The 14,931-nt window shown below is 62.1% G+C and carries 16 protein-coding genes; 7 read left to right on the forward strand and 9 right to left on the reverse strand.

Annotation, left to right across the window (positions count from 1 at the left end; translation table 11 throughout):
- The first annotated feature begins 128 nt into the window (after positions 1 to 128).
- Positions 129 to 728 (forward strand): glutathione S-transferase family protein, encoded by a 600-nt coding sequence (locus tag M6D32_RS16795; protein ID WP_298258297.1) that lies wholly within the window; start codon positions 129 to 131, stop codon positions 726 to 728.
- Between the two features lie 73 nt (positions 729 to 801).
- Here M6D32_RS16795 and M6D32_RS16800 read toward each other — a convergent pair whose 3' ends face one another.
- Both M6D32_RS16800 and M6D32_RS16805 read right to left on the reverse strand, forming a co-directional pair.
- Positions 802 to 2,133, reverse strand: a complete 1,332-nt coding sequence (locus M6D32_RS16800; RefSeq protein ID WP_298258165.1) for an MFS transporter — start codon at positions 2,131 to 2,133, stop codon at positions 802 to 804.
- Between the two features lie 191 nt (positions 2,134 to 2,324).
- On the reverse strand, positions 2,325 to 3,533 hold the full coding sequence (locus M6D32_RS16805; RefSeq protein ID WP_298258167.1) for an alanine--glyoxylate aminotransferase family protein: 1,209 nt from the start codon (positions 3,531 to 3,533) through the stop codon (positions 2,325 to 2,327).
- Positions 3,534 to 3,646: 113 nt separating this feature from the next.
- Here M6D32_RS16805 and M6D32_RS16810 point away from each other — a divergent pair, with 113 nt between their 5' ends.
- The 5 genes from M6D32_RS16810 to M6D32_RS16830 all read left to right on the forward strand — a co-directional run bounded on the left by M6D32_RS16810 (position 3,647) and on the right by M6D32_RS16830 (position 9,026).
- On the forward strand, positions 3,647 to 4,378 hold the full coding sequence (locus tag M6D32_RS16810) for a GntR family transcriptional regulator (protein ID WP_298258168.1): 732 nt from the start codon (positions 3,647 to 3,649) through the stop codon (positions 4,376 to 4,378).
- Positions 4,379 to 4,642: 264 nt separating this feature from the next.
- Positions 4,643 to 7,666: an FAD-binding and (Fe-S)-binding domain-containing protein gene (locus M6D32_RS16815; RefSeq protein WP_298258170.1), complete on the forward strand. Its 3,024-nt coding sequence runs from the start codon at positions 4,643 to 4,645 to the stop codon at positions 7,664 to 7,666.
- A 162-nt stretch (positions 7,667 to 7,828) separates the two neighbouring features.
- On the forward strand, positions 7,829 to 8,257 hold the full coding sequence (locus tag M6D32_RS16820; protein ID WP_298258172.1) for a heme-binding protein: 429 nt from the start codon (positions 7,829 to 7,831) through the stop codon (positions 8,255 to 8,257).
- Positions 8,258 to 8,508: 251 nt separating this feature from the next.
- The gene (locus tag M6D32_RS16825; protein ID WP_298258174.1) at positions 8,509 to 8,736 is read left to right on the forward strand and encodes a hypothetical protein; all 228 of its coding nucleotides are present in this window, start codon (positions 8,509 to 8,511) and stop codon (positions 8,734 to 8,736) included.
- Positions 8,733 to 9,026: a type II toxin-antitoxin system RelE/ParE family toxin gene (locus M6D32_RS16830; RefSeq protein ID WP_298258176.1), complete on the forward strand. Its 294-nt coding sequence runs from the start codon at positions 8,733 to 8,735 to the stop codon at positions 9,024 to 9,026. Before M6D32_RS16825 ends, M6D32_RS16830 begins: the two co-directional genes overlap by 4 nt.
- A 62-nt stretch (positions 9,027 to 9,088) precedes the next feature.
- On the opposite strand, the gene M6D32_RS16835 is transcribed toward M6D32_RS16830, so the two are convergent.
- The 6 genes from M6D32_RS16835 to M6D32_RS16860 all read right to left on the reverse strand — a co-directional run bounded on the left by M6D32_RS16835 (position 9,089) and on the right by M6D32_RS16860 (position 12,405).
- Positions 9,089 to 9,238: a hypothetical protein gene (locus M6D32_RS16835; RefSeq protein ID WP_298258177.1), complete on the reverse strand. Its 150-nt coding sequence runs from the start codon at positions 9,236 to 9,238 to the stop codon at positions 9,089 to 9,091.
- Positions 9,239 to 9,578: 340 nt separating this feature from the next.
- Positions 9,579 to 9,770: a CsbD family protein gene (locus M6D32_RS16840; protein WP_298258179.1), complete on the reverse strand. Its 192-nt coding sequence runs from the start codon at positions 9,768 to 9,770 to the stop codon at positions 9,579 to 9,581.
- A 481-nt stretch (positions 9,771 to 10,251) separates the two neighbouring features.
- Positions 10,252 to 10,623: a hypothetical protein gene (locus M6D32_RS16845; RefSeq protein WP_298258181.1), complete on the reverse strand. Its 372-nt coding sequence runs from the start codon at positions 10,621 to 10,623 to the stop codon at positions 10,252 to 10,254.
- A gap of 11 nt (positions 10,624 to 10,634) precedes the next feature.
- Positions 10,635 to 11,366: a hypothetical protein gene (locus M6D32_RS16850; protein ID WP_298258183.1), complete on the reverse strand. Its 732-nt coding sequence runs from the start codon at positions 11,364 to 11,366 to the stop codon at positions 10,635 to 10,637.
- A 131-nt stretch (positions 11,367 to 11,497) separates the two neighbouring features.
- The gene (locus M6D32_RS16855) at positions 11,498 to 11,674 is read right to left on the reverse strand and encodes a hypothetical protein (protein WP_298258185.1); all 177 of its coding nucleotides are present in this window, start codon (positions 11,672 to 11,674) and stop codon (positions 11,498 to 11,500) included.
- Positions 11,671 to 12,405: an SDR family oxidoreductase gene (locus M6D32_RS16860; protein ID WP_298258187.1), complete on the reverse strand. Its 735-nt coding sequence runs from the start codon at positions 12,403 to 12,405 to the stop codon at positions 11,671 to 11,673. Before M6D32_RS16860 ends, M6D32_RS16855 begins: the two co-directional genes overlap by 4 nt.
- A 201-nt stretch (positions 12,406 to 12,606) precedes the next feature.
- Here M6D32_RS16860 and M6D32_RS16865 point away from each other — a divergent pair, with 201 nt between their 5' ends.
- On the forward strand, positions 12,607 to 13,386 hold the full coding sequence (locus M6D32_RS16865; protein ID WP_298258189.1) for an SDR family NAD(P)-dependent oxidoreductase: 780 nt from the start codon (positions 12,607 to 12,609) through the stop codon (positions 13,384 to 13,386).
- A 96-nt stretch (positions 13,387 to 13,482) separates the two neighbouring features.
- On the opposite strand, the gene M6D32_RS16870 is transcribed toward M6D32_RS16865, so the two are convergent.
- Positions 13,483 to 14,634 carry a beta-propeller fold lactonase family protein gene (locus M6D32_RS16870; protein ID WP_298258191.1) on the reverse strand — a complete coding sequence of 384 codons (1,152 nt, stop codon included), beginning with the start codon at positions 14,632 to 14,634 and terminating at the stop codon, positions 13,483 to 13,485.
- Positions 14,635 to 14,931 lie beyond the last annotated feature (297 nt).

Below are 14,931 nucleotides of genomic sequence, written 5' to 3' on the forward strand. Positions count from 1 at the left end.
AATGGACCAACGCCATGGGGCAATTTGCCATCCAGTTCGGTGACCGATTTCCTCGGTCAGCGAACTGACTATCGAGGGTCAGTTCGCTGACCGCAACCACCATCACGGGGGCCTCTTACACAAAACTTCTGACATTCCCCGAAGAGAAAGGCGTGCCCTACACGCTCAACGCCCTGGAATTCGGCGCCGGGACCCACAAGCAGCCGCAATATCTGAAGGCCCTGCACCCGTTCGGCCGCATCCCGGCGATGGAGCACGGCGACTTCCGCCTCTACGAGGCTGCGGCGATTATGCGCTACATCGACCGCGCGTTCCCCGGCCCGGCGCTGACGCCCGCCGACCCGAAGGCCGCGGCCCGCATGGACCAGGTGATGAACATCGTCGACTGGTACGTGATGCCCTCGATCAGCTCCAAGATCGGCTTCAACCGCGTCGTGAAACCCATCTTCGGTCTGCCGGTGGACGAGGCCGCGGTGGCCGAGGCCGTACCAGCGGCGAGGACCTGCGTCGCTGCGCTGGAGGACATCCTGGCCGACAAGCCCTACTTCGCCGGCGAGGCAGTAAGCCTCGCCGACCTGATGGCGGTGGCTCACCTCGACCTCCTGCCGATGTCGCCGGAGGGCGCCGACATCCTGGCCGGCTCGCCGCTGCTGGGCTGGCTGGCGCGGATGGCGGAGCGCCCCGGCGTCCAGAAGACCACCATGCAGAAGATGATGAACCGCCGCTGACGTTGGCTCGATGATCAGGCCATAGTCCTGATGATCGACCCGATTGGCCGCCAGTAACGCTGCGCACGACCCCTCACGCACCCTGCTCCAGATGGGCCGGCGAAGCCTCCGCTGCTCCCTCCAGCACCGACCGGTTCGGGTCGAGCCAGAACGCCCAGACGCCTGCCCCAATGACGAGCAGCACGGCAGCAACGATGAAAGGCGCCTGCCAGTTGCCGTATTGAACAAGGAAACCGAACACCAGCGGCGACAGTGCGCCGCCGAAATTGCCGGCCATGTTCATCATGCCCGAGACCGTGCCCGAGTATTTGCCGCCGGCATCCATCGGTACCGCCCAGGACGGACCGATCGTGCATTCCAGGAAGAACATCGAAGCGGTCAGGCAATAGATCGCGGTGGTGGCGTTCGCGGTCAGCGCGGCGGGCACGATGAAGCTGCAGCATCCGAGCAGGCCCACGATCGCGACCGAGCGGCGCGCCAATTTCGTGTTGCCCGTCTTCTTCAACAGCCAGTCCGTCGCCAGGCCACCGACGGTGTCGCCGATCACGCCGGCAAACAGCGGCATCGATGCGAACAGGCCGACCTTGACCAGCGTGAAGTGCCGAAATTCGAACAGATAAGACGGCAGCCAGCTCAGGAATATCCACAAGCAATACACGTAGGTGAAATAGGCGCACATGATCGCCCACATGTTCGGCGAGCGCAGCAGCGTGCTCCAGGGAACGGACGCGGCCTTGCGCTCGATGAAGGCCGGCTTGATCGCGCCGGTACCGTCGACGCCGCGAATGTGCTTCAGCTCCTCCTGGTTCACGAGCGGATGCTCTTCCGGCAGATTGCGGTAGGAAAGATACCACCAGATCGACCAGACGAACCCGAAGACGCCGCAGACATAGAAAACCGATCGCCACCCCCAGATGCTCATGATGAAGACCACCAGCGGCGGGGCGATCGCGGCGCCAAGACGGCTCGCGCTATGCGTCAATCCCTGCACAAAGCCACGCTCTTCGCGGGGGTACCAAAGCTGCATGGAGCGCGTAGCCCCTGGAAAAGCGCCGGCCTCTCCGATTCCGAACAGGAAACGCAACACGATGAACGACATTGCACCGGTTGCCGCCGCGGTTGCGGCCGTCATCACCGACCAGTACGCAACGATGGTTCCGATCACAGGCCTTGCGCCGAAGCGATCGCTGAGCCAACCGCCGGGCACCTGGAACAGCGCATAGGCCCAGACGAAGGCGCTGAAGATCGCACCCATGGTGATCTTGTCGAAACCATACTCCTTGCTGATGATCGGAGCCGCCGCCGAGATATTGACCCGATCCAGATAGGTGATGAGGTACATCAGGCAGATCAGGGCAAGGATGTACCATCGTCCCTTGCTGCGGCGCGGCTGCTGGCCTTCCATCTCAAAACTCTCCCTGTGTTCTTCTCTTCGTGTTCTTAGATCGGCAGCGGCAGGACATGCAATTTGCGCCTGACGATACGGGGACGGTCATCGGACCCGCATTCGCGCGGCCCGACGCCAACCTTCGCAAGACTGGCCACTGGAAAGGCGCGCGAACGTTAGAATCGGACCACGAGCTCCGACCATCCGACTTAAGGCTTGACCATCTTCAGGTGCGTGGGCGCATTCGACTTGTCGGCATCTTCCAGCGACTTCATCGCGGCATCGACGCCGCCCGAGCGGTGCGGCACGCCAGCCGCCGACAAACCCATCTCCACGCCCGACAGCGCGCCAAGAAGCGTCAGTTCGTTGCATTCGCCGAGATGGCCGATGCGGAACACCTTGCCGGCGACCTTCGAAAGTCCGGAGCCGAGCGAGATGTTGTACTTCTCCAGCGCGATCTTGCGGAACTCGTCGGCGTTGTGACCCGGCGGCATCAGCACGGCGGTCAGGACCGGCGAATATTCGGCGGGTTCCTGACACAGCACTTCAAGACCCCAATGCGTCACGGCTGCGCGCGTGGCCGCCGCCAGGCGCTTGTGACGCGCGAACACGTTGTCGAGGCCTTCTTCAAGCATCATCGTAATGGCTTCGCGCAAGCCGTAAAGCAGGTTGGTCGCCGGTGTATAGGGGAAGAAGCCGTTGGCGTTGGGCTTGAGCATCTCCTCCCAATCCCAATAGGAGCGCGGCATCCTGTTGGTTTTCGAGGCGGCGCGCGCCTTCTGCGAGACCGCGTTGAAGCCGAGCCCCGGCGGCAGCATGAAGCCTTTCTGCGAGCAGGCGACGGTGACGTCGACCTTCCACTCGTCATGCTTGAAATCGGCTGAGCCGAGCGAGGAAATCGTATCGACCAGAAGCAGCGCCGGATGCTTGGCGCGGTCCATGCTGCTGCGGATCTCGCCGACCCGGCTGGTCACGCCCGTTGACGTCTCGTTATGGACGACCATCACCGCCTTGATGGCGTGCGACGTGTCGGCTTTCAGCTTCTCCTCGATCTCGGACGGGCTCGCGCCATGACGCCAGTCGCCCGGCATGAAGTCGACGTCGATGCCCCAGCGCGCCGCCATCTGCCGCCACAGCGTGGCGAAATGGCCGGTCTCGACCATCAGCACCTTGTCGCCGGGTGACAGCGTGTTGACGATCGCCGCTTCCCAGGCGCCGGTGCCGGACGACGGGAACACGATCACCGGGCCCTTGGTCTGGAAAATCTTCTGGCAGCCCTCAAAGACGGCCTTTCCAAGCTCGGCGAACTCGGCGCTGCGGTGGTCGATCACCGGCATGTCCATGGCGCGAAGCACGCGATCCGGAACGGGACTCGGGCCCGGAATGTTCAGGAAATGGCGTCCCTGGTGCTTGGTCATGGCATTCTCCAGCGTGAGTCCCTCCATATTGCATTCAATTTCTCTCCCCGCAACCAATAAATTGTGTGCGATTTTTGTCGACGGGAGGCCCTTCTGTCCCGTATGTTCCGCGCATGAAACCCATGATCCCAGATGAAACGTCCTCGCTTCCCCTCGAGAAGGACCGCGTGCGCGAAGAAACGTCCCTGCACGACGAGATCCTCAGCAAGCTGCGCGACCACATCGTCGAGGGCAACATCCCCGACGGCGGCCGCATCCCCGAGCGGCAACTCTGTGCAATGCTCGGCATCTCGCGCACGCCGCTCCGCGAAGCTCTCAAGGTGCTCGCGGCCGAAGGCCTGGTCGAACTCTTGCCCAACCGCGGCGCGCGGGTACGCGCCTTGAGCGAGCAGGATCTCGGCGAATTGTTCGACGTCATGGGCGGGCTCGAAGGCCTTGCCGGAAGGCTGGCCTGCGAGAACATTACGGACGAGGAGATCGCTGAAATCGAGCGGCTGCACTATGAAATGTACGGCTTCTACCTGCACCGCGACATGCACGGCTATTTCCGCGTCAATCAGTTGATCCATCAGAAGATCGTCGAGGCTTCGCGCAACGACACGCTGAAGGCGGCCTACGCCAATTTCGCCGGGCGCATCCGCCGCGTCCGCTATTCCGCCAACTTCGCCCGCAAGCGCGAGCGCTGGGGCGAAGCGATGCGCGAGCACGAAACCATCCTGGAGGCGCTGCGCCGCCGCGCCGGCAACGAACTCTCCGATATCCTGTTCAAGCACCTGCGCAACAAGCGCACCGCGGCGGTCGAGCACCTCAAGACGGGCGGCATGGTAGCCTCTGAGACAGCCTGATACCGTCAAGCGCGGGCCGGAGAGCAATATTTTGCATTCAAACCAAAGAAGCAGATTCCTTGAATCGTATCCCGCCGTCTCGACCCTTGCCTCTTCTTATCCCTCCCCCTTGCGGGGAGGGTCGACGCGAGTGAAACGAGCGTCGGGGTGGGGTCCGAGGAAATGCCCCCACCCGGCTCATCGTTCGCTTGCGCTCACGATGATCCACCCTCCCCACTGCGGGGGAGGGATCAAGAGCCGACTTGATTGGGTAGCGAGCGTAGAATGACCGACAGGGACGGAAGGCTTCGGGACCAACTGTCGCGCGAGATCACGGGCGACGTTCTCTTCGATTCCTTCAGCCGCGGCCGTTACGCGACCGACGCCTCGTTCTACCAGATCATTCCGGCCGGCGTGGTCGTCCCCCGCACCATCGACGAGGCGCTGCGGGCGCTCGCCATCGCCCGCGATGCCGGGCGGAAAGTCACCCCGCGCGGCGGCGGCACCTCGCAATGCGGCCAGACCATCAATGACGGCATCGTCATCGATCTCTCCAAACATCTCAACCGCATCATCTCGCTCGATGTCGAGAACAAGACCTGCGTGGTGCAGCCCGGCATCGTGCTTGATGACCTCAACCGGCAACTGAAAAAACACGGGCTTTGGTTTCCGGTCGACGTCTCGACCGCCTCGCGCGCCACCATCGGCGGCATGGCCGGCAACAATTCCTGCGGCGGCCGAAGCCTGCGCTACGGCACCATGCGCGACAATACGCTGTCACTCGATGCAGCCTTGGCCAACGGCACGCTGATGCATTTCGGCGAGGTCTCGCGCGATCTTGGCCAGCTGAACTCGAACGACAAGGCGTCCGCGCTGTTTCGCGACATGCTCGCACTCGGCGAACGCGAGGCTGCGGAAGTCGCCGACAAGTTTCCGAAAGTGCAGCGCCGCGTCGGCGGCTACAATCTCGATGCGCTCGTGCCGCGCAACGCCGCCAATAACATGGCGCATCTTCTGGTCGGCTCGGAGGGCACGCTTGCTTTCACCACGCAGGTCGAACTGAAGCTGTGGCCGGTCATCAAGAACAAGGTGCTCGGGGTCTGCCATTTCGGCAGCTTCTATGAGGCGATGGACGCAGCCCAACATCTGGTGAAGCTCAGGCCGATCGCGGTCGAACTCGTCGACCGCACCATGATCGCGCTCGGCCGCGACATCGCCATGTTCCGGCCCGTGATCGAAGCCACCGTGAAGGGCGATCCAGATGCACTGCTGATCGTCGAATTCGCCGAAGAGGACCAGGCCGACAATCTGCAAAAGCTGAGACAGCTTTCACAGCTGATCGGCGATCTCGGATTCAATTGGAGCAACCCGCAGCGCAAATGGGGCGGCGTGGTCGATGTCGTCGAGCCGGCGGTGCAGACCGCGATTGCGGATTTCCGCACCTCCGGCCTCAACGTCATGATGTCGATGAAGCAGGAGGGCAAGCCGGTCTCGTTCGTCGAGGACTGCGCGGTGCCGCTGCCGCATCTTGCCGACTACACCGACCGGCTCAATAAAGTGTTCGCCAGGCACGGCACCCGCGGCACCATGTATGCGCATGCCAGCGAAGGCTGCCTGCATGTGCGCCCTGTGCTGAACCTCAAGCTCGAGAAAGACGTCAAGGCGATGCGCGCCATCGCCGAGGAGACCTTCGCGATGGTCCGCGAATACAAGGGCTCGCATTCCGGCGAACATGGCGACGGCCTGGTGCGCTCCGAATTCCACGAGACCATGTTCGGGCCGCGCATCATCGCCGACTTCCGCGAGGTGAAGGAGCGCTTCGACCCCGGCCATGTGCTCAATCCCGGCAAGATCGTCGATCCGTCCAAAATGGACGACCGCTCGCTGTTTCGCTACACGCCGAGCTACCGCGTCCATGAATTCAGGACCGCGCTCGATTGGTCTGCTTATCCCGGCGCGGGCGGCGGCTTCCAGGGCGCGGTCGAGATGTGCAACAGCAACGGTGCCTGCCGCAAGCTCGAAGGCGGTGTGATGTGCCCGTCCTATCGCGCCACGCGCAACGAGAACGACGTCACGCGCGGCCGCGCCAACACGCTGCGGCTCGCCATCTCCGGCCAGCTCGGGCCCGATGCGCTCTCGTCCGATGCGATGATGGACACGATGAAACTTTGCGTGTCCTGCAAGGCCTGCCGCCACGAATGCCCGACCGGCGTCGACATGGCGAAGATGAAGATCGAAGTGCTGGCGGCGCGGCGCGAAAAGCGTGGCCTCTCCTTGCGCGATCGCCTTGTCGGCTTTCTCCCGCACTACGCTCTGCTGTTTTCGCGTTTTGCTCCGCTCGCCAACCTGCGCAACCACAGCAAGATCCTGCGTACGCTGCTCGAGCGCGTCGCGGGCATCAGCGCCAAACGGTCACTACCTTCCTTCAGGCGCGATGTGTTCGATCCGGAAAGCGCGGTATTCGGTCCGGTGGACGGGCGCGAGGTCGTGTTGTTCGCCGACACCTTCAACCGCATTTATGAGCGCGAAAATCTCGATGCCGCGTTGAAGGTGCTGGTCGCCGGCGGCTACCGCGTGTATGTTCCGAAACCCGCCGATGGTGCGCGCCCGCTCTGTTGCGGCCGCACGTTCCTCTCGGCCGGCCTCGTCGATCACGCCCGCGCCGAGCTCGACCGCCTGGTTGCGACCTATTCACCGTTTGCCGCGCGCGGCGTGCCGATCGTGGGCCTCGAACCGAGTTGTCTTCTCACGTTGCGCGACGAACTGCTGTCGCTGCGCTCGGACGAGGCCGCAAAGACCGTCAGCTCGCACGCTTTGATGTTCGAGGAGTTTCTGGTGCGCGAGGCCGCCGCCGGGCGGCTGTCCCTGCCGCTGAAGCCGATCGCGGAAAAGGCCATCGTCCACGGGCACTGTCACCAGAAATCCTTCGGCGCATTCAAGCCGGTCGAACGGGCGCTGCGGCTGATCCCGGACCTGAAGGTCGAAACCATCGAGTCAAGTTGTTGCGGCATGGCCGGCGCGTTCGGCTATGGCACTGAAACCTATGACACCTCGATCGAGATGGCGGAACTCTCGCTATTGCCTGCGGTGCGCCGCGCCGAGGCCGATACGCTGGTGATCGCCGATGGAACCTCGTGCCGGCACCAGATCAAGGACGGCACAGAACGGTCAGCGCTTCACGTCGCGCGTGCGCTCGCGATGAGCCTTGATGAGGCGCTGCTAGCTCCAAACCCTCATGGTGAGGAGCGCGTCGTCGCCCGAGCAGGCCAAGCGATAGCGAGGCCGTTAGCGAACGGCGGCATAAAATGATGCGCGTCGCCGGACGATACTTCGTATCGCCGGGAGAACCATGAGGCCCCGATATCGGTCTCATCCTTCGAGACGCCGCTCTCGCGGCTCCTCAGGATGAGGAGGAAAACTTCGGCTGTAGAAAATCTGATCTGACCATCCAACCCGCAAGGAAATGTCTCAATGTCCGAACTCACGCTCGATGTTGCCCGCAAGATCCTCGATGCCGCGCTCGCCAAGGCAGTCGAAAAAAAGCTGAAGCCGCTCGTCATCACCATTCTCGATGCACGCGGCGCGGTGAAGGTCACCGCGGCACAGGATGGCACCAGCCTGCTGCGGGCCGAGATCGCCCACGGCAAGGCCTACGGCGCACTCGCGATGGGCATGGGTTCGCGGGCGCTATTTCAGCGCGCACAGGAGCAGGCCTATTTCGTCAGCTCCGTGAACGTGCTTGCACAAGGACATTTGGTCCCGGTGCCCGGCGGCGTTCTCATTCAGAACGGCGCGACGCTGCTAGGTGCGGTCGGCGTCTCCGGCGACACGTCAGACAATGACGAGATCTGCGCCATCGCCGGCATCGAGGCGGCGGGATTGAAGGCCAATCCGGGGTAGCATTTGGGCCACGATACCTCGACAAGGCGAGTGCGAAGTCTTACCCTTCCGGCTCTCGAAAGTGGGCAGGCTTGTTGATTCATGAGATCGCGATGGCTCCGATGGATGATCTGGATCATGCTCGGAAGCGCAACCACCACCCCGGTGAACGGCGGCGGCTACTATGGCGCGTGTCTGTAACGCGGAGCCGAGTTCCACGTTCGCCTCCCCCGCCCCTTCCATCGCTGCAGCACAAAGCGTATCCTCACGCCATGACCAAGCTTCTCGATCAAGCCCTTGAAGTTGCGCGCGGCCTCCCATCGGAGGCCCAAGACGACATCGCTCGTATCGTGCTGCAACTTGCGGGCAGCGACGAAGCGCCCGTTGCACTCTCGACTGATGAACGCAATTCGATCGCAGTGTCAAAGGCAGCGGCCGAACGCGGGGAGTTCGCGACGGACGAACAGGTTCGGGCGACCTGGGCTAAACACGGACTGTGAAACTCCGTTACACCCTTCCGGCGCTCGCCGAGCTCAATTCGATCCTTGACTACATCGCTGCGCGTTCGCCGCAAGGAGCGAGACGTATTCAGGGACGCATACAGAGAATAGCCGACCTTCTATTGGTACACCCGGAGATCGGCATCCGGACGGATGATCCAGTTATCCGCCGTTTAAGCACACCACCCTACCCTTATCTGATCTTCTACGAAATCACTTCTTCCGAGATCATCATACACTCAGTCCGCCATGCCGCACGCGATCCGTCCGAGCGGCCAGGACCTGCTTAAGCTCGGGATAGGTGAAAGCGAGACGATACCCGTCTGGCGAAACTTCGGTTCCGGTCGATAGGTCATTGGTTGGGACGAAGCTCTGCCTTTTCCGCTTCAAGGTGGGCGATCAAGGCCTTGATACCGTCGCGGGTCTTCTGGTCGGTCAACCGACTTGCCAGCCAACGAAGATGCCGGATTTCCTCATCGATTTCATCGCACCGTTTGTCCATGAAATGCAATCCGCGCAAATCAGCGGAGTTCCGTGGGCGATGGGTCGGCCTGAAATCTATTCGTCCCAGACGCGTTCGCCGCATCTGTCGCATTTGAAAAGGCGGATCGTCCTTCCCAGCTTGGGATCGAGAAATTGGTGGGCAAGTTGCAGGGCGGCGGCGCACGCTGGACAGTTAAGAAACCGGTTCCGCGTCTGTGTCTCGTGATCCTCGGTCATCCCCGACACTACTGCCCCGGCGCCAGGTTACAAAGTGAACATTAGTCTCCGCAGATTGCAATTACGCCACTGCAAGGCAAAAAGGGCCGCCCGGAAGGGCGGCCCAGTCAAAGATCGTGACGTCATTTTTTCAGCGCGTCAGCCGCGTCACGGGCGGCATCCTTGACGTCACCGGCAGCTTTGTGGGCGGCGCCCTTGGCCTTGTCCACCTTGCCTTCGTTTTGGAGTTCCTTGTCACCGCTGACTTTACCCGCGCCTTCCTTGATGGCGCCCTTGGCGTGGTCGGCAATTCCCTTCACATGCTCGCGATCCATTCGTTCTCTCCTTTATGTCTCACGCTAGTGGAGTGGATTTGACATTCGCTACCCACCTAGCCGCAAAATCGGAAAGCGAATGTCAAATCCTAAACTCCACTAGAGACTTATATTTGCTAGTGGTCCTTTGATTCTAACATTCGCAAAAGTGCCCGCCGAGAAGGGATGCGAATGTTAGAATCGGACCACTAGGAGAACATGCGAAGCCCGTGATCGTTTCGAAAGAACACGAGTTTGATACGGAACCACCCGGTTCCCGTGTGGTGCCACACTTCGGCCAGGGACCGACTGTCCGTTATGGCCAGCACCGGAAGCAGCCGAACTCTCATTCGATCACTTCGTCGAGACGGGGTAGGATCTGTGGCGGCACTGCTAGCAGCAGCTTGTCTTTCCTTTTGCATCTTCACGGGGTCAACCATCGCACCCTCGCAGATCAGCAGCATGGTGACGAAGATTTGCCACCACGCTGCTGTTGTCTGCATCAGGGCAGCACGTTGGTGAAGCCTCCGCCGACGCCGACACCGCCGTTGTTGGAGAAGGCGCCGCTCAAGGCCGCGCCCCCACCCGGACCAGCCACTGCACCGGACTGACCGACCGACTGGCCGATGGAAGTGCCGATGCCCGCACTGAGGCTTCCCACAGGCGTCGCAACGGCAACACCGCTCCCCACCGAGGTATTGATGCCATTGGCCGCCGAGGCCGCGGCTGCGTTGCCCAACGTTCCAGCGCCGGTGATCGTGGTCACATTACCAAGATTGAAACCACCACCAATGGCGAGCGTCGAGCCGGCATCAGCCGGCACAATGCTTCCCACCAGGGCGATAAACCCAACACTCATCATTAGCTTCTTCATTGCGACTCCTCCTATTCGGTTTCCGCCACGGCGTGCGCCGGGGCGGGTGGTGCTGCCGCGTGAATGACTTCACCCTTCGCCACCGATTTCTTCTTCGGTGCCGAGTGGTGAACGGTGTGAGCCCAGACGCGGCAGCGTTGCCGGGTCACATCGTAGTCGTTGCAAAGACGGGTCTTGCCTGCCGGCCCTTCCACCAGCCAGATGTCGCTGACCGTGTGGGGCTGCTCTCCGGTGGCCTGGTCGTAGCCGCTCAACACCGGCGCGGACTGCGGCAGGTATATCCGGCATACCTCCGGCATCGATCGGTAGATCTCGCCGTTGAGACAAAGCCGCGCCACCGCGGCCTTCTTCAGGCCCATGCTCCACAGCGACCGCGCATCGAGCCGCGCCGCACAGCCGGGATCAGGGATCGTGGTGCCGAAGGTTAATCCGGTCCCGAGGAACGCGCCGCCGCCGGAAACCGACCCGAGGCACGTTTCGAGCCCGGCCGCGGCCAGGCCCGGTGCAAAAACGCTCGGCACGTTCTTGACCGTCTGATTGGCCGGCACGTTGCTGTTGCTGGTGATCGTCGCCGAAGGATTGCCACCGACGCCGACCCCGACCCCGCCTTGCCCGGAGATCGCCTGCGACGTCGATGTTGATGTGCCAACGCCGACGCCCGTCCCTGCCGCCGTCGATGATTGAGCCCATGCAGGACCGCTCGCCGCCATCGCAACGATGGCAGCCGACAAAAGCCGCTTCATGATGAATCTCCGCCGCGCTGGGATGAACTTCCAACCGTCCGCCGACGGAAACGCGAGGAGAAAAAGCCGGTTCTGCTTGCTCAGGCGACGCTAGCCGCGTCGGTGGGCTCTCCGATTGATTTCAATTTATCTTAAATTTTTGCTATTTTCATCCGCAGCCTTGTTTCGTGGTTAACAGGCGCGACGCCATCTTCGAGCTCGCCGTCAGCTTCGAATGCAAGATCATCCAGCTCTTCGTGCGTGAACTTCTTCCCCCGAAGCGCAACTGAAACGCGTGCGCGCCTTTGCCCATCCTGCACAACGATCATAAAATCAACCCGCCATCGACGACGATGGTCTGGCCGATGATGTAGGACGACAACGGCGAAGCGAGGAACAGTGCCGCGCCCGCCATGTCCTGCGGCGTGCCGAGCCGCCGCAGCGGAATCTGCGACAGCGCACCCTCGAGCCGCTTCGGATTGTCCGTCGTGACTTTGGTCATCTTGGTATCGACCAGCCCCGGCGCGATGCCGTTGACGCGGATGCCGTCCTCGGCCCAGGCCTCGCCGAGCGTCCGCGTCAGCCCGACGGCGCCGGTCTTCGAGGCGTTGTAGGCGGGATTGCCCATCGTGGAATGATAGGCCGCGGTCGAACTGACGATGATCAGCGCACCCTTGGCGGCGCGCAGCTGCGGATGGAATTTGGTGGCGCACGCCATCAGGCTCATCAGGTTGACCTCGAGCACGGCGCGAAAGCCGTCCATCGCGAATTCACCGCGGCGGTAGATCACCGCACCCTGCGCCAGCACCAGTACGTCGAGCTTCGCGAGCGGTGGATTGAATTTCTCGATGGCGCCTGCGTCGCTGACATTGAGCTGGAAATAATCGAGGCCATCGAGGCGCGAGCCTTCGTCCGCCGAATACTCGGAAGCCTTGGCCCGCGTGCCGCAGACGGCAACGCGTGCGCCCTTGGCGCGAAACGCCTGCGCGATGCCGTTACCGATGCCGGAGGAGCCGCCGACCACCAGCACTTGCCTGCCTGAAAAATCGAGCTCGTTCATTTCCATCCCTTTCCCACTTCGTTTGACCCGTCCTGGAGCATGATCCGGAAAGGCGGATGCCCATTTTCCGGAAACCTCATGCTCGAATCCAGATCGGGACGGGATTTAACCCGATCGCCGCGAAATGCTACGAACTTCGGAACCGAGACGCTAGAATGGGCGCAGGCCATGTCAATTGGCGACATCATCAGGGAAACGTCCATGCCGGAATTCAGGGAGCTCAGCCGTTCGGTGAAGGGATTGACCGTGCTCGTCACGGGCGCGGCAAGCGGCATGGGCCGCGCCACCGCGCGTGTGTTCGCTGCCGAAGGCGCCAATGTCGCGGTAACGGATGTCAGCACCGACGGCGTCACATCCGTCGCCGGCGAGATCACGATGAGCGGCGGAACGGCAAAGGCCTGGATGCTCGACGTCAGCGATCCCAGGGCGATCGAGCGCGCGATCCCGCAAGTGGCCACGCATTTCGGCGGCCTCGACATCATCGTCAACAATGCCGGCATCTCCGTGCGCGTTGCGATCGACGATCCCACCTATGATGAAGCGTGGGCGAAGGCGATTGCGGTGATGCTAACGGCGCATCCGCGCATCATCCGCGCGGCGCTGCCTTACCTGCGGAAATCCAGATGCCCGCGCATCGTCAACATCGCTTCCACCGAGGCGCTGGGCGCCACTGCGCTGCATAGCCCCTACGCCGCGGCCAAGGGCGGCGTGGCGAGCCTGACGCGCTCGCTCGCCGTCGAACTCGGCCGCGAGGGCATCACGGTGAACTGCATCTGCCCGGGGCCAATTCGCACCGCCATCACCGAGCGGATTCCAGAGGAGCACAAGACCCTCTACGCCAAACGCCGCACCGCACTCGGCCGCTACGGCGATCCCGAGGAAGTCGCGCACATGACCTTGAGCCTGTGCCTGCCCGCCGCCTCGTTCCTGACCGGCGCGGTCATCCCGGTCGACGGCGGGCTGATGGCGCGCAACGCGTGATTGCAGGCTCCATTCGCGGGTAGGCAAGCAGCATTGCACGCGGCGAGACCGATCGAGAGCAGTCAGGTCACCCACTCAAGGTCGGCCCGCCTACCCTCAATCGAAGCTGACGATCTCGACCCAGTTGGCATCCTTCCCCGCCGGGTACTTTCCGATCAATGTGAGACCGCCATTCGCTTCGTCGATCCTGTAAGCGGAAATCGTATCTGACTTTTCTCCGGAAACGACGAGAAATTTTCCTTTCGGGTCGATCGCAAAGCCGCGCGGCTGTTTCTCGGTGACCGTACTGCCAAGATAGGCGAGCTTGCCGGTCGCGCTGTCGACGCTGAAGGTCGCAAGCGTACTGCCGGTGCGTTCCGCCACGTAGAGAAATTTGCCGTTCGGTGCCAGATGCAGGTCCGACGCCCAAATGTCGTTGTCGGTGTTGCGCGGCGGTGGGCCGCCGGGTACGGCTGGGCCGCGCGGCGCGCCGGGAACGAGCTTTGTGTCAGGCGGCAGGCCGGATATCGAACTCACTTCCGTCAATAGACCCGTCTTGCTGTCGAGCGCGAACGTCGCAACCGTGCCGGTGAGCTCGGCAAGCAGGTAGACAAACCTGTTGTCGTTCGACGTCACGAAGTGACGCGGGCCTTGTCCCGGCTTCATCAGGACGACCGCCGGCGTGTTCGAAGCAAGTCGTCCCTTCTCTGCGTCGAATGTGAACTGGAATACCTCATCGCTGCCGAGCGTCGGCACGAAGACAAATTTGTTGCTGCCGTCGATGCGGATCGAGTGGGCGTTACGGCCAACCGGTATCACCTGGAGCGGCTTGGGCGAGACGCTGCCGTCCGGCTTCACGGCATTGAGGCTGATCAGGTTCGCGCTGTACGACGCGCCGAACAAATAACGCCCCGTCCTGTCGAGCGAAATGTATGGAAAGCTTTCGGCCAGCGGCGACGTCGAGAGCGGCTTCAGCGAACCCGTGTTGCGGTCAATCGAATAGACGTACACCGTATATGGCTTCGAACGCGCCGCCGCGTAGAGAAAGCGCTTGTCCGGGCTCACCGCCATCGGCATGACGACCTTCGCTGCCTTGGCGTGCTCTCCCACCTTCAAGGAGCCATCCGCCTGTACGCTATAGACCCCGATGTCGCCATCCTCGGCATTCGATACGTAGACGAATGTTCCCGCCTGTGCCGGCACGTGGCCGATCAGTGCCGCCAATCCGGCAATTGCGATCCCACTGGTCAGTTTCGCGATCGTTTTCAACGTCAACCTCCCTTTATGTCCCCTGGCGATACGCTCTGAGCGGCATTGATTGCCGTGCATGCGCTAGAAGCAACGGGATGACACGCGTTGCTTCATATTCCCGTCAAGCCTTGCAATCGTATCGTAGCGGTTCGGATCAGGGAAGGTCTCGCCGTTGTCGGTCTTGGGTCAAAACAGCAAGAGCGTAGGATGGGTGGAGCGAAGCGATACCCATCGGTTATTGTTCGGATGCGATGGGTTTCGCAAACTGCTCAACCCATCCTACGAACTGCAACAATCGACCTGACAATCCGTTGT

It is taken from the genome of Bradyrhizobium sp. (genome assembly GCF_027307225.1).
GTDB lineage: Bacteria > Pseudomonadota > Alphaproteobacteria > Rhizobiales > Xanthobacteraceae > Bradyrhizobium.